Origin of the sequence: Yoonia sediminilitoris (assembly GCF_003058085.1) — a bacterium.
In the GTDB taxonomy this organism is placed as follows: Bacteria; Pseudomonadota; Alphaproteobacteria; order Rhodobacterales; family Rhodobacteraceae; genus Yoonia; species Yoonia sediminilitoris.
The window spans coordinates 23,212-38,118 of record NZ_QBUD01000015.1 but is presented as its reverse complement, the minus strand read 5'-3'; the positions used below and the strand labels follow the sequence as shown (position 1 = coordinate 38,118).

General features: G+C 56.7%; 10 protein-coding genes. 9 read left to right on the top strand and 1 reads right to left on the bottom strand.

The features are described from left to right. Positions 1-178: 178 nt before the first annotated feature. Positions 179-2,503, top strand: coding sequence for an ATP-dependent Clp protease ATP-binding subunit ClpA (clpA, locus tag C8N45_RS19640; RefSeq protein WP_108388157.1), 2,325 nt, complete (start codon positions 179-181; stop codon positions 2,501-2,503). Positions 2,504-2,688: 185 nt separating this feature from the next. Next, complete coding sequence (fdhF, locus tag C8N45_RS19635; RefSeq protein ID WP_108388154.1) at positions 2,689-5,454, top strand: formate dehydrogenase subunit alpha; 2,766 nt, start codon at positions 2,689-2,691, stop codon at positions 5,452-5,454. Between the two features lie 18 nt (positions 5,455-5,472). On the opposite strand, the gene C8N45_RS19630 is transcribed toward fdhF, so the two are convergent. Then, the gene (locus tag C8N45_RS19630; RefSeq protein WP_133176019.1) at positions 5,473-6,135 is read right to left on the bottom strand and encodes a hypothetical protein; all 663 of its coding nucleotides are present in this window, start codon (positions 6,133-6,135) and stop codon (positions 5,473-5,475) included. A gap of 257 nt (positions 6,136-6,392) precedes the next feature. Here C8N45_RS19630 and C8N45_RS19625 point away from each other — a divergent pair, with 257 nt between their 5' ends. The 7 genes from C8N45_RS19625 to C8N45_RS19595 all read left to right on the top strand — a co-directional run bounded on the left by C8N45_RS19625 (position 6,393) and on the right by C8N45_RS19595 (position 14,901). Beyond that, the gene (locus tag C8N45_RS19625; protein WP_108388150.1) at positions 6,393-8,345 is read left to right on the top strand and encodes an AMP-binding protein; all 1,953 of its coding nucleotides are present in this window, start codon (positions 6,393-6,395) and stop codon (positions 8,343-8,345) included. A 64-nt stretch (positions 8,346-8,409) separates the two neighbouring features. Next, positions 8,410-9,228, top strand: coding sequence for an ABC transporter ATP-binding protein (locus C8N45_RS19620; protein WP_108388148.1), 819 nt, complete (start codon positions 8,410-8,412; stop codon positions 9,226-9,228). 32 nt (positions 9,229-9,260) lie between these two features. Further along, positions 9,261-10,259, top strand: coding sequence for a branched-chain amino acid ABC transporter permease (locus tag C8N45_RS19615; RefSeq protein ID WP_108388146.1), 999 nt, complete (start codon positions 9,261-9,263; stop codon positions 10,257-10,259). A gap of 78 nt (positions 10,260-10,337) precedes the next feature. Continuing rightward, positions 10,338-11,414, top strand: coding sequence for a branched-chain amino acid ABC transporter permease (locus C8N45_RS19610; RefSeq protein WP_108388143.1), 1,077 nt, complete (start codon positions 10,338-10,340; stop codon positions 11,412-11,414). Positions 11,415-11,471: 57 nt separating this feature from the next. Next, positions 11,472-12,755 (top strand): ABC transporter substrate-binding protein, encoded by a 1,284-nt coding sequence (locus tag C8N45_RS19605; RefSeq protein ID WP_108388141.1) that lies wholly within the window; start codon positions 11,472-11,474, stop codon positions 12,753-12,755. 69 nt (positions 12,756-12,824) lie between these two features. Further along, a complete protein-coding gene (locus tag C8N45_RS19600) occupies positions 12,825-13,646 on the top strand; it encodes an ABC transporter ATP-binding protein (RefSeq protein WP_108388139.1) in 822 nt (273 codons plus the stop codon). 58 nt (positions 13,647-13,704) lie between these two features. Then, complete coding sequence (locus tag C8N45_RS19595) at positions 13,705-14,901, top strand: phenylacetate--CoA ligase family protein (protein ID WP_108388137.1); 1,197 nt, start codon at positions 13,705-13,707, stop codon at positions 14,899-14,901. Positions 14,902-14,907: the final 6 nt, after the last annotated feature.

Genomic DNA, 14,907 nt, shown 5'->3' with positions numbered 1-14,907 from the left:
GAAGCCTTGCCAACAGTGGATAAAAATCAGGCCTAACACAGGCGCACCACACTTTTGTGAGGGTAAAATAGAAAAAACCCCTTGAAGGTTTAGGGATAAAACCAAACCTTAAGATTAAGAGGCCACGGTAGGATTGGCCGGAAACCAATCCTGCCCCCGATATGAAGGAGCACACATCGTGCCATCATTTTCGACTACACTAGAGCAGTCCATTCATGGGGCACTTGCCCTAGCAAATGCGCGCAAGCATGAACTTGCCACGTTGGAGCATTTGCTTTTGGCCCTGATCGACGAACCGGATGCCGCCCGCGTGATGCGCGCGTGTGCGGTGAATCTGGACGATTTGCGCAAGGATTTGGAAGATTTCATCGAGGATGATCTGTCAACGCTGATCACTGATGTGGAAGGCTCTGAAGCTGTCCCGACGGCGGCTTTCCAGCGCGTTATCCAGCGTGCTGCGATTCATGTGCAGTCATCCGGCAGGTCGGAAGTGACCGGCGCGAACGTGCTTGTCGCGATCTTTGCCGAACGCGAAAGCAATGCGGCTTATTTCCTGCAAGAACAGGACATGACCCGTTATGACGCAGTGAATTTCATCGCGCATGGTGTCGCCAAGGACCCTGCATTCGGCGAACAGCGCCCCGTGACCGGGTCATCCGACGAGAGCGAGACAATCTCGGCCGGTGATGGCGAAGAAAAGGAAAGCGCACTGTCGAAATATTGTGTGGATCTGAATGCAAAAGCCTCGAAGGGTGATGTTGATCCGCTGATTGGTCGTGCCCACGAGGTTGAACGCTGCATTCAGGTGCTGTGCCGCCGCCGCAAGAACAACCCGCTTTTGGTGGGTGACCCCGGTGTTGGTAAGACCGCCATTGCCGAAGGTCTGGCCTTTAAGATCGTGAATGGTGAGACACCTGAGGTCTTGTCTAAAGCCACGATTTATTCGCTGGACATGGGCGCGTTGCTGGCAGGCACCCGCTATCGCGGTGATTTTGAGGAACGTCTGAAAGCCGTGATGTCAGAGATGGAAGATCACCCCGATGCGGTGCTGTTCATCGATGAGATTCACACGGTGATTGGTGCTGGTGCGACCTCTGGGGGTGCGATGGATGCGTCCAACCTGCTGAAACCTGCGTTGCAGGGCGGCAAGCTGCGCTGCATGGGCTCTACGACTTATAAAGAGTTCCGCCAGCACTTTGAAAAGGACCGCGCCTTGTCGCGCCGTTTCCAGAAAATTGATGTGACCGAACCGTCAGTTCCTGACAGCATCAAGATTTTGCAGGGCCTAAAGCCCTATTTCGAAGAGCATCACCACATCAAATATACAGCGGACGCGATCAAGTCCGCGGTGGAATTGTCTGCGCGTTACATCAACGACCGGAAACTGCCGGACAAGGCTATCGACGTGATTGATGAGGCGGGTGCCGCACAACATCTGGTTGCCGAATCGAAACGTCGCAAGACGATTGGCGCCAAGGACATTGAAAATGTCGTCGCCAAGATTGCGCGGATACCGCCCAAGAACGTGTCGAAAGACGATGCAGAGGTGCTCAAGGATCTTGAGAAGTCTCTCAAGCGCGTTGTCTTCGGTCAGGACACGGCGATAGAAGCATTGTCATCCGCGATCAAACTGGCGCGTGCCGGATTGCGTGAGCCTGAAAAGCCGATTGGCAATTACCTGTTCGCAGGGCCGACCGGTGTGGGTAAAACCGAAGTGGCCAAGCAATTGGCGGATACACTGGGCGTTGAATTGTTGCGCTTTGACATGTCCGAATACATGGAGAAGCACGCAGTCAGCCGCCTGATTGGTGCTCCTCCCGGTTATGTCGGATTCGATCAGGGTGGTATGCTGACTGACGGCGTCGATCAGAACCCGCATTGTGTGCTGCTGTTGGACGAAATGGAAAAGGCGCATCCTGACGTCTACAACATCCTGTTGCAGGTCATGGACCATGGCAAATTGACCGATCATAACGGTCGGACGACGGACTTCCGCAATGTCATCATCATCATGACTTCCAACGCGGGTGCTGCTGAAATGTCCAAGAACGCGATGGGCTTTGGCCGCGAAAGCCGGACAGGTGAAGACACTGCCGCGATCGAGCGGACCTTCACGCCTGAATTCCGGAACCGTCTGGATGCGATCATCAGCTTTGGCGCATTGCCGAAACCGGTCATCATGCAGGTCGTCGAGAAGTTTGTGCTTCAGCTTGAGGCGCAGTTGATCGACCGCAATGTGCATATCGAACTGACGAATGCTGCCGCCGAATGGCTGGCTGAAAAAGGCTATGATGAGAAAATGGGTGCGCGTCCACTGGGCCGCGTCATTCAGGAAAACATCAAAAAGCCGCTCGCCGAAGAGTTGCTGTTCGGCAAGCTTGTCAAGGGCGGGATCGTCAAGGTTGGTGTCAAGAAAGGTGAGTTGGACCTGCGCTATGAGGCCCCGGAGCAAGGCAAAATCACCGACAAGGGTGACAAGCCGCCATTGTTGACGGCTGACTGATCTCGGACAGACTTTTGAAATGAAAAAACCCCGTCGCCTCTGGTCGCGGGGTTTTTCTTTTATCGGACGCAAGAGTTGCCCATCGGAAATCCCGCGTGGCGCAAATGAAGGGACTTAAGTCGTGGTAGCCCTTCCGCAAGAATGAAGCGACGCTATGTTGGCGCTAAATTTGCGGAGGTTTCCCCATGTCAGACTTGGTTCGGTTCACTCTTGATGGTCAATCTGTTACCGCCCAGCCCGGTGAGTCGATCTGGGACGTGGCCAATGGGCGGGGTCTTGTGATCCCGCATTTGTGCCACAAGCCGCAACCGGGTTACCGGTCTGACGGCAATTGCCGGGCCTGTATGGTTGCAATCGAAGGCGAACGCACGCTTGCCGCCTCGTGCATCCGCGAACCCAGCGAAGGCATGGTCGTCACCACCAACCAGCCGCGCGAGAAACAGGCGCGAAAGATGGTGATGGAGCTTCTGGTTGCCGATCAACCCGAACAGGCCGCGGCGCATGACCGGTCGTCACATCTGTGGGACATGGCCGCCAGTCAGGAAGTGAGCGAAAGCCGGTTCCCAACCATGGATAGTGACCATATTCCGTTGCTTGATGACAGCCACGTCGCGATGTCGGTGAACCTTGATGCCTGCATCCAATGTGGTTTGTGCGTACGTGCCTGCCGTGAAGTGCAGGTCAACGATGTGATCGGCATGGCCGGGCGGGGCCATCAGGCCTATCCGGTGTTCGATATGGATGACCCGATGGGCATGTCTTCTTGCGTGGCTTGCGGCGAATGTGTGCAGGCTTGCCCGACCGGCGCGCTACTGCCCGCGACTGTCACCGACGAAAACCAGCAGGGCGATACAAAGGATTACGACAGCGAAGTCGAAAGCGTCTGTCCGTTTTGCGGCGTCGGCTGTCAGGTGTCTCTCAAGATCAAGGATAACAAGGTCAAGTTTGTCGAAGGTATCAACGGCCCGGCAAATCAGGGGCGTTTGTGCGTCAAAGGGCGTTTTGGCTTTGACTATATCCATCATGAGCATCGGCTGACAAAACCGCTGATCCGCCGTGACGATGCGCCCGCCAAAGGGTTGAATGTCGATCCCGCCAACTGGCAGACCCATTTCCGCGAAGCGACTTGGGAAGAGGCGCTTGATGCTGCGGCCTCTGGCCTGAAGGATATTGGCGGGGCAGGTGTGGCTGGCTTTGGCTCTGCCAAATGCACCAACGAAGAGGCGTACCTGTTTCAAAAGCTGATCCGTCAGGGCTTTGGTCATAACAACGTCGATCACTGCACGCGGTTGTGTCATGCGTCATCTGTTTCGGCGCTGATCGAAAATGTGGGGTCCGGTGCGGTTACGGCGACATTCAACGAGATCGAGAATGCCGATGTCGCCATCGTGATCGGGGCGAATCCGATTGAAAACCATCCGGTTGCCGCGACCTATTTCAAGCAGTTCACGAAACGCGGTGGCAAACTGATTGTCATGGACCCGCGCGGTCAGGCGCTCAAACGGTTTGCGGCCCATATGCTGCAATTCCGACCCGGCGCGGATGTGTCGATGCTGAATGCGATCATGCATACGATTGTCGAGGAAGAGCTGTACGACCGGCAGTATATCGCGGCCTATACCGAAAACTGGGAGGCGGAGAAGGCGCATCTTGCGGATTTCACCCCCGAAAAGATGGAAGGCATTTGCGGCATTCCCGCTGCCGAATTGCGCGAAGTCGCCCGCACATTTGCTGGCGCCAAATCCGCGATGATCTTTTGGGGCATGGGTGTGTCCCAGCATATTCACGGCACGGATAATTCGCGCTGTCTGATTAGTCTGGCGCTGATGACGGGCCAGGTTGGTCGCCCCGGCACGGGCCTGCACCCACTGCGCGGGCAAAATAATGTGCAGGGCGCGTCGGATGCGGGGCTCGTCCCGATGTTTTTGCCCGACTATCAGCCTGTCGGTGACGAGGGTGTGCGCAACGCCTTTCACGAGATCTGGGATCAGGGGGAGTTGAACCCTGAAAAGGGCCTGACCGTGACTGAAATTCTGGATGCGGTGCATGCGGGCGATATTCAGGGCATGTATATCCTTGGCGAAAACCCGGCCATGTCCGACCCCGATGTTGAACACGCCCGCGACGCCTTGGCAAAGCTGCGCCATCTGGTCGTGCAGGATATCTTTATCACTGAGACGGCGAACTATGCCGATGTGATTCTGCCAGCGAGCGCATTTGCCGAAAAGACCGGCACAGTGACCAACACCAACCGACAGGTGCAGATGGGCCGCCCCGCCGTCCCGCCACCCGGCGATGCAAAAGAAGACTGGTGGATCACCGTCGAACTGGCAAAGCGGCTTGGACTGCCGTGGACTTACACCCATCCTTCCGATGTGTTCGGCGAAATGACCAAGCTGATGAAATCGCTCAGCAATATCACTTGGGACCGTCTGGAGGCGCAGAATGCGGTGACCTATCCGTCATTGTCGCCAGAGGACCCCGGCCAGCCAATTGTCTTTGGCGACGGCTTCCCGCGCCAAAATGGCCGGGCGCGCTTTACCCCTGCCAGCGTTATCCCACCGGATGAAGCGCCCAATGATGATTACCCGATGATCATGACTACTGGCCGTCAGTTGGAACATTGGCACACCGGGTCGATGACCCGTCGGTCCAAGGTGCTTGATGCGGTCGAGCCGGAAGCAAACTGTTCGCTGCACCCGTCAACCTTGCGTGCGCTTGACGTGGCACCGGGGGACATGGTGCGCCTGACGACGCGCCGCGGCAGTATCGAGATTATGGCGCGCGCAGACCGCGCGGTGGCGCCGGATATGGTTTTTGTGCCTTTTGCCTATGTGGAAGCGGCTGCAAACGTCTTGACCAACCCGGCAATTGACCCTTTCGGGAAAATTCCGGAGTTCAAGTTTGCCGCCGTGAAGGTCGAAAAGATCGTGACAGTGGCCGCCGAATAGCTGCGGGTTGGCTGGCAGTTAATCCGCGTTGCCCTGAAATCCGCCGACATAGACAGTGTCTGGGGATGATCCGTGGAATGCACCGATAACCTGATCGCTGCCGACAAGCCCGGTCAGGTCCCCTTCGATCCCAAGCCAGCTGACTGTGCCTGTCAGCCCATTGCCCGATGGGGCAAGCTGGCCATTGACCGCGAACTGGTCATTCAGGCTTTGCCCGGTCAGAGTGCCCGCGTCAAAATCGGCGGTCAGCACAATATCATTGTCGCTGCCGATACTTCCGTAAGATCGAAGCACATTACCAACGACTTCGATTCCCACAATCGCGTCGAGCAGATATCTGGTGGTGTAGTTGATTGTGCCGTGGTTCGGTTGGTCTACGACGCTGCTGCCAGGGATAATTCCGGAAAACGCGCGGAATGAAACATTATCGTGGCCCATGACATAGGCGTATGAAATCCCGCTTTGCACGCTGGGGCCAAAGCTGAATTGAGTGGCGCTGGTGATCTGGCTGTCAGCAAAGTAGCCATCCAGATCGGGGGTCAGAAAACCGGTTTGGCCGAGTGTGGTTATCTGTAATTTCTCGACTTTTGCCTGCAACGCCGGGGCGTTGACGAGGGTTGAACCGCCCGCGCCGCCACCACAGGCACCGATCAAGGCGAAACACGCACAAAGAACTGTCACCCTGCCAAACAGAAAAACACACGCGGGTGATGACGAAACACGCATAAATCTACCACAATTAAGCTTGGCCAAAAAATTCACCCTTGCGAAGAGCAGGTTCCGGTGTCCCTGATTATGGTTAAATTAGGGTTAACTGAACGCTTGTTCAAAAAATGATTTGACGATGTGTGGGTGTCCGATCACTATGAGCTTAAGTGACGGTCGCGGGGAGGCGGCTGCCACATCGCTGGAACAACCCAGTCAGGGAGGATCAACCTATGGCTCCATCCGCACAGAGCGGGCCATGCTCTATTCCGGCGTTGCTTGCCCGGAACGTGGCGCAGCACGGCAGCAAGCCTGCCTATCGCGAGAAGGAATTCGGCATCTGGCAAAGCTGGACATGGGCCGAAGCCGCCGAGCAGATTGACGCGCTTGCCTGTGGCCTGCTGACGCTTGGTGCAGATGTCGGGGACCACATCGCAATTACGGGGCGTAACCGACCCGCACTTTATTGGGCGATGGTGGCGGCCCAGCGGATTGGGTGTGTGCCTGTGCCGCTATATGCCGATGCGGCTGCCGAAGAAATTGCCTATGCGCTGGATCATTGCGGCGCGCGATTCGTGGTCGCGGGTGACCAGGAGCAGGTCGACAAGATTACAGATGTCCGCGAGGGGCTGACGCAGCTTGAGCATATCATCTATCTTGATGGGCGTGGCCTGCGCAAATATGACCATACCCATATGACCAGCTATGCCGATGTGCAAAAGGCTGGTCGTGCTGCGGGCAACATTGCCGAAGTAAATGCCCGTTCGGACGCGCGCGGCTATGATGATACCTGCGTCATGCTGTATACAAGCGGCACGACGGGCCGCCCGAAGGGCGTGGTGCTGTCCAATCGCAATGTGATCGAGACGTCGCGCAACTCGGCGGAGTTTGACGATCTGCGTGCAGGCGACGAGGTGCTGGCCTATCTGCCGATGGCATGGGTGGGTGATTTCATCTTTTCCATCGGGCAGGCGATGTGGACGGGATTCTGCGTGAATTGCCCCGAAAGTGCCGACACGATGCAGACCGATCTGCGCGAGATTGGCCCGACCTACTATTTCGCACCGCCGCGTGTTTTTGAAATGCAACTGACCAACGTCATGATCCGGATGGAGGACGCAGGCCGATTCAAGAAATGGCTGTTTGATCACTTCATGGCGGTGGGCCGCCGCGTTGGGCCTGCGTTGCTTGATGGAAAGCCGGTCAGCACGTGGGATCGCATCAATTACGCTCTGGCCAATCTGTTGGTCATCGGCCCGCTGAAAAACACGCTTGGCCTGAGCCGTGTGCGCGTGGGCTATACCGCAGGTGAAGCGATTGGCCCCGAGATTTTCGATTTCTATCGTGCTCTGGGGATCAACCTCAAACAGCTTTATGGCCAGACCGAGGCCACTGTGTTTATCACCCAGCAACCTGATGGTGAGGTTCGTTCGGACACTGTTGGCGTGCCCTCACCCGGGGTAGAGTTGAAAATCGCCGAGAATGGCGAGGTGTTCTACCGCTCGCCCGGTGTCTTTGTCGAATATTACAAGAATGCGGAAAGCACCGCATCGACCAAAGATACCGAAGGCTGGGTCGCCACCGGCGATGCCGGATTTATCGAGGAAGAGACCGGCCATCTGCGGATTATCGACCGGGCCAAGGATGTGGGTAAAATGGCGACTGGGGCCTTGTTTGCGCCCAAGTACGTTGAAAACAAGTTGAAATTCTATCCCAACATTCTGGAGGCTGTCGTGTTTGGTGCTGGTCGTGATTATTGCACGGCCTTTATCAACATTGATCTGACGGCTGTGGGCAACTGGGCCGAGCGCAACAATATTGCCTATTCCAGCTATCAGGAACTGTCGCAGCATCCGCAGGTTCTCAATACCATTGAACAGCATGTTGCCGAAGTGAATGCATCTGTTGCCGCAGACCCGATGCTGGCGGGCTGTCAGGTGCACCGGTTCCTGGTCCTGCATAAGGAACTGGACGCCGATGACGGTGAAATGACCCGGACCCGCAAGGTGCGCCGCGCTGTGATTGCCGAGAAATTTTCGGATCTTGTTGATGCGCTTTATGGCGGGTTGTCCGAGATTTATACAGAGACCGAAGTCACTTACGAGGACGGCCGCAAGGGCAAGATCAAAGCCACTTTGGATATCCGCGATGCGCCTGTCATAGATCAACAGGTTGCGGCGGAATGATGGTACGACGCTCGCCTGCGGCCTCGCCCCGCCCACCATCCCGGACTTTTTTCAGGGGACAGAGATGAAAGATACAGTTGTGCCATACACAACGCCGGACGGCCGCACCATCGGTGACGTCTTGATGGACATGCGTGGGATTACCTTGCGGTTCGGCGGTGTCGAGGCGATCAAGAATATCTCTTTTGATATTCGCGAGGGTGAAATCCGCGCCATTATCGGCCCGAACGGCGCGGGCAAATCATCTATGCTGAATGTCATTTCGGGATTTTATAACCCCCAGGACGGCGAGGTGTGGTTTCGTGGTGCCAAGCGTCCGCCGATGAAGCCTTTTCAGGTTGCCCGTCAGGGTATTGCACGGACCTTCCAGAATATTGCCCTGTTTGAAGGTATGACCGTGCTGGACAATGTCATGACCGGCCGTCTGACCCACATGAAGACCGGCATGTTTGCGCAGGCCTTGTGGAAGGGTCGCGCGGAACGTGAAGAAACCGAAAATCGCGAAGTGGTTGAACGGATCATTGATTTCCTCGAGATTCAGGCGATCCGCAAAACCCCCGTTGGCCGCTTGCCCTACGGTTTGAAGAAGCGTGTCGAATTGGCCCGTGCCTTGGCCGCCGAACCCAAGCTGTTGCTGCTGGATGAGCCGATGGCAGGCATGAACGTTGAGGAAAAAGAGGACATGAGCCGCTTTATTCTGGATGTGAATGATGAGTTTGGCACCACCATTGCCCTGATCGAGCATGATATGGGCGTTGTGATGGATATCTCTGACCGTGTGGTTGTCATGGATTATGGCCGCAAGATTGGCGATGGCACCCCCGATGAGGTGCGCGGCAATCAGGAGGTAATCGATGCATATCTGGGGGTGGCGCATGACTAGGCAGAACCTGATCTTGAATGGGGGAGGCATCTATGTCCGCTGATTTTCTTTATGGCATCGAGGTCATTATCAATGGCCTGATGGCGGGTGTCCTTTATGCCCTTGTTGCGCTTGGCTTTGTCCTGATTTTCAAGGCATCCGGTATCTTCAACTATGCCCAGGGCGTCATGGCCCTGTTTGCCGCATTGACCCTTGTGGGCGTGATGGAAGGGCAGGTGCCGTTTTCGCATCTGATCAACGCCGTCTTTGGGACCGAGATTCATCATTTCGGCTGGGAGGTGCCGGCGCTTTTGGCGATCCTTCTGACCTTATGTATCATGATCGCCTTTGCATGGGCTGTGCAGTATTTCGTGTTTCGCCATCTGGTTGGTCAGGAGCCGATCATTCTGTTTATGGCGACCATTGGCCTTGCCTATTTCCTTGAAGGCGTGGGTGATCTGATGTGGGGGTCTGACATCAAGACCCTGGCACTTGGCCTGCCGCAGGGCGGATCAATGGCGGTTGAGGAATGGACGGCCGGCCTTGGCGGTGATGATTTCTATGGCTTCTTTATCGACAAGCTTGACATGGTGGCGACGGTTGTCGCGCTGCTGCTGGTGGCCGGCCTTGTCGGTTTTGCCCAATATACCAAGCAGGGCAGGGCGATGCGCGCTGTGGCGGATGACCACCAGGCCGCGTTGAGCGTGGGCATTTCGCTCAATTTCATCTGGGTGCTGGTCTGGTCGCTGGCCGGACTGGTTGCCCTTGTGGCCGGTGTCATGTGGGGCGCCAAATCGGGCGTGCAGTTTTCGCTGTCGCTGATTGCGTTGAAGGCCCTGCCGGTGCTGATGCTGGGCGGCTTTACGTCGATCCCCGGTGCCATCGTTGGTGGGTTGATTATCGGCGTGGGTGAAAAGCTGTTTGAGTATACGATCGGCGCGCCTTTCCTTGGTGGCGCCACCGAGAACTGGTTTGCCTACATGCTGGCCCTGATCTTTCTGGTGTTTCGTCCGCAGGGGCTATTCGGGGAGCGGATCATTGAGAGGGTTTGATATGAGCGGCGGTTTTGCCGGGGGGGGTTGCCTCCGGCGGGGATATTTTTGGCCACAAGAATCCGGGGGCATGCGCTGATGTTTTACCGTGAAGCAGGCGATTTCAAGACCTCTTACGAGGCCGACAGCCAGACTTTTCCGATTGCCTTTGACCGCTATCGCTATTGGGCGGTGCTGGCGATTGCCTTTCTGGTCATTCCGTTTGTGATCAATGACTATTGGGTCAATGCGATCTTTGTCCCGTTCCTGATTTATGCCATTGCCGCCATCGGGTTGAATATCCTGACGGGTTATTGCGGGCAGGTGAGCCTTGGTACGGGTGGTTTCATGGCCGTGGGCGCCTATGCCTGTTACAAGCTGATGACCGGCTTTCCTGATGTGTCCATCGTGATTCATATCATTCTGGCAGGCGGGATTACGGCGGCTGTCGGCGCGGCCTTTGGGTTGCCCAGCCTGCGTATCAAGGGGTTTTATCTGGCGGTGGCTACGCTGGCGGCGCAGTTTTTCCTTGTGTGGCTCTTCAACAAGGTATCGTGGTTCTACAACTATTCGGCCTCAGGCCAGATCAACGCGCCCGAGCGTTTCGTCGCGGGTGTGGCGGTAACGGGCCCGAACACGGCACCCTGGGCGCAATATATGATCTGTCTGGTGTTCCTGACCGTCTGTGCCCTGTTGGCCCGTAACCTGACGCGGGGTACAATAGGCCGGTCGTGGATGGCGATCCGTGACATGGATATTGCGGCTGAAATCATCGGGGTGAACCCGCTGAAGGCGAAGTTGACGGCTTTTGCCGTTTCGTCATTCTTTATCGGGATTTCGGGCGCCTTGTTCTTTGCCGTCTACCTTGGTGCGGTGGAAGTGGGCGAGGCCTTTGGCATTCAGAAGTCGTTTCTGGTGCTGTTCATGATCATCATCGGAGGTCTTGGCAGTATCTTTGGCAGTTTTGCCGGAGCGGCCTTTCTGGTTGTCTTGCCTGTCGCGCTGAAAGTGATTGGCGTGGACTGGCTGGATTGGCCGACCGATCTGGTTGCCCATCTGCAATTGGTCATCGTGGGCGCGCTGATCATGTTCTTTTTGATCAAGGAACCGCATGGGTTGGCCCAGCTTTGGCGTGTCACAAAAGAGAAACTGCGGCTTTGGCCGTTTCCTTATTAACAAGCGCGTCGGGGGCGAACCCCGACCATCAAACCAATCAATTGGGAGGAAAAATTGATGAAGATGAAAACACTGGCTGCGATGGCGCTGGCCGGCGCACTGGCGACCGGCCCGGCGATGGCTGAACTGGTCATGCCGGACCTGAGCTATCGCACTGGCCCTTATGCCGCGGGGGGTACGCCCTTTTCGGATGGCTATCAGGACTATCTGAACCTGCTGAATGCCCGTGATGGCGGCATCGGCGGCGAATCCATCCGAATCGTCGAGTGCGAGACGGGTTATAACACCGAAAAAGGTGTGGAATGTTATGAATCCACCAAGGGCGAGGGCGCATTGATCTATCAACCGCTGTCCACCGGGATCACCTATCAGTTGATCCCCAAGGCGACGGCTGACGGGATTCCGATCCACACGATGGGATATGGCCGGACCTCTGCTGCGAATGGCGAGGTGTTCAACTGGGTGTTCAACTATCCTGCGAACTACTGGGATGCCGCATCGGTGGCGATCAACTATCTGCTGGATGAAAACGGCGGTGATCTGAACGGCAAGAAAATCGCGCTGGTCTATCACAATTCCGCCTACGGTAAGGAGCCGATCCGCACGCTGGAAGAACTGTCATCCATGCACGGGTTTGAACTGTCGCAACTGGCTGTTGACCACCCCGGTCAGGAGCAGAAATCGCAGTGGCTGCAAATCCGCCGCGAGCGTCCTGACTATGTCCTGATGTGGGGCTGGGGCGTGATGAACCAGGTCGCCGTGCAAGAAGCCGCCAACATCAACTTTCCGATGGAAAATTTCATCGGCAACTGGTGGGCCGGTGCAGAGCATGACGTGACCCCTGCGGGTGCGGCTGCCAACGGCTATAAGTCACTCAACATGAACCGTGTGCAGGACTATCCGGTTCTGGAGGAGATCAAGACACTGGTGCATGATGCCGGAAACGCGGCTGGCGACGGATCGAACATCGGCAAGGTGCTTTATGTCCGTGGCATGTATGCCGCCATGCTTGCTGCCGAAGCCATCGCCAAGGCGCAGGACATCCACGGCACCGCTGCTGTCACGCCAGCCATGGTCCGTGACGGTATGGAAGCTCTGGAAATCACCAACGCACGCATGACGGAATTGGGCATGGAAGGCATCGGGCCTGAGTTCTCTGTTTCCTGCCAGAACCACGGCGGCGCAGGTCAGGGACTTGTCCAGCAGTGGAATGCAGCCGATGGCGTTTGGGAGCCGTTGACCGATTTCATCGCACCTGATGCTTCTGTTATCGCGCCGCTGATCGCCGAAGATTCGGCTGCTTTTGCAGCGGAAAGCGGCATCACACCGGGTTGCCTGTAATCTGACATATGCGGGCGGCTTTGCGGCCGCCCGCACACCCAAAAGATGCCAACGCCAAGAGGGACCACGATGCTGGACAGTGCCAAGACCGAGACTCTGCTTGAGGTCAACAATATCGAGGTGATCTACAATCACGTGATCCTTGTGCTGAAAGGCGTGTCGCTGACCGTGCCCAAGGGCGGTATTACAGCCCTGCTGGGCGGCAACGGCGCGGGAAAGACAACGACGCTCAAGGCGATTTCGAACCTGCTGCATTCGGAGCGTGGCGAAGTGACCAAAGGGTCGATCAGCTACCGTGGCGAGCGGGTGCAGGATCAATCGCCAGAGGCATTGGTCAAGAAGGGTGTCATTCAGGTGATGGAAGGTCGCCATTGCTTTGAACATCTGACCGTTGAGGAAAATCTGCTGACAGGCGCCTACACCCGCCGTGATGGTGGTGGCGCGGTCAGTGCGGACCTTGAAAAGGTCTATGCCTATTTTCCCCGTCTCAAGGAACGCCGCAAAAGTCAGGCGGGGTATACATCGGGCGGTGAACAGCAGATGTGCGCCATTGGTCGCGCCCTGATGTCGAAGCCTGAAACGATTCTGCTGGATGAGCCATCCATGGGCCTTGCTCCGCAACTGGTCGAAGAGATTTTTACGATCGTCAAGAACCTGAACGAAAAGGAAGGCGTGTCCTTTTTGCTGGCTGAACAGAACACCAACGTCGCTCTGCGCTTTGCGCATCAGGGCTATATTCTGGAAAGCGGCCGTGTCGTGATGGAGGGTCCCGCTGCCGAGTTGCGCGAAAATCCGGATGTAAAGGAATTCTATCTGGGCATGTCCGACGAGGGGCGCAAATCATTTCGCGATGTACGCAGCTATCGCCGCCGCAAACGCTGGCTGGCATAGCCCGCTATTGAATAACATGAACACGGGGCGTTAGCCTTCTTGCACATTGGGGGCAGTTATGACCGTTTATTACGATGATTTGGAAACACGTGCGCAGGCGATCCGCGAAGCGGATCAACTGGACCATTTGCGCGCCATCCTCGCCACCTTGCGAGAGGCCGCAGGGACCGTGGTGCCTGACGTTGTCATTACGTCGATGGCCGATCTGACAAAATTTCCGGTCCTGCGCAAATCGGACCTTGGCCAGTGGCAAAAGGAAAAGCCCCCCTTTGGCGGCATGTATGTGTCGAACGTGACCCATGTGTTCCAGTCCCCCGGCCCGATTTACGAACCGGGCGGGTCAGGCCATGACTGGTGGCGGTTTGGCCGTTTCCTGCATGCCTGCGGGATTGGTACAGATGATATTGTGCAGAACTGCTTTGGCTATCATCTGACCCCGGCGGGCACGATGTTTGAAAATGGGGCCCGCGCGGTGGGTGCGAAAATCCTGCCGGCTGGTACCGGACAGACCGAACTACAGGTGCAGGCCGCTGCCGATATTGGCACCACCGCCTATGCCGGAACCCCAGATTATCTGAAGGTCATTCTGGAAAAGGCTGATGAAATGGGCGTGACCCTGAACATCACCAAGGCCGCCGTTTCCGGTGGCGCGCTTTTCCCGCAGTTGCGCCAATATTATGCGGATCGGGGGATTAGCTGCATGCAATGTTACGCCACGGCTGATCTTGGCCATCTGGCTTATGAAACGATCCCGGGCGAAGGCATGATTGTTGATGAGGGTGTCATCATCGAAATCGTGACCCCCGGCACTGGTGATCCTGTTGAACCCGGCGAAGTGGGCGAAATGGTGATTACCTCGCTGAACCCGGACTATCCGCTGATCCGCTTTGCCACCGGTGACATGAGCGCGGTTATGCATGGCGAAAGCCCCTGCGGGCGCACCAATATGCGCATCAAGGGGTGGATGGGCCGCGCCGACCAGACCACCAAGATCAAGGGCATGTTCGTGCGCCCTGAACAGGTCGCGGCATTGGTTGCGAAAACCGGTGCGGACCGTGCCCGCGTGATTGCGGACCGCGAAGGCGACGCCGACAAGATGATCGTACGACTGGAAGGTGCCGCGATCGATCCGGACGCCGCCAATGCTGCCGTGCAGGACCTGCTGAAACTCAAAGGGCAGGTCGAAGTTGTGGCAACAGGGTCTTTGCCCCGCGACGGGCTGGTGATCGAAGACCTGCGCACCTACGAGACCTAATCGACC

Bases quoted from the DNA above. Each gene is read 5' to 3' on its own strand.
- fdhF (WP_108388154.1), top strand. From the start codon at position 2,689: ATGTCAGACTTGGTTCGGTTCACTCTTGATGGTCAATCTGTTACCGCC.
- C8N45_RS19625 (WP_108388150.1), top strand. From the start codon at position 6,393: ATGGCTCCATCCGCACAGAGCGGGCCATGCTCTATTCCGGCGTTGCTT.
- C8N45_RS19620 (WP_108388148.1), top strand. From the start codon at position 8,410: ATGAAAGATACAGTTGTGCCATACACAACGCCGGACGGCCGCACCATC.
- C8N45_RS19615 (WP_108388146.1), top strand. From the start codon at position 9,261: ATGTCCGCTGATTTTCTTTATGGCATCGAGGTCATTATCAATGGCCTG.
- C8N45_RS19610 (WP_108388143.1), top strand. From the start codon at position 10,338: ATGTTTTACCGTGAAGCAGGCGATTTCAAGACCTCTTACGAGGCCGAC.
- C8N45_RS19605 (WP_108388141.1), top strand. From the start codon at position 11,472: ATGAAGATGAAAACACTGGCTGCGATGGCGCTGGCCGGCGCACTGGCG.
- C8N45_RS19600 (WP_108388139.1), top strand. From the start codon at position 12,825: ATGCTGGACAGTGCCAAGACCGAGACTCTGCTTGAGGTCAACAATATC.
- C8N45_RS19595 (WP_108388137.1), top strand. From the start codon at position 13,705: ATGACCGTTTATTACGATGATTTGGAAACACGTGCGCAGGCGATCCGC.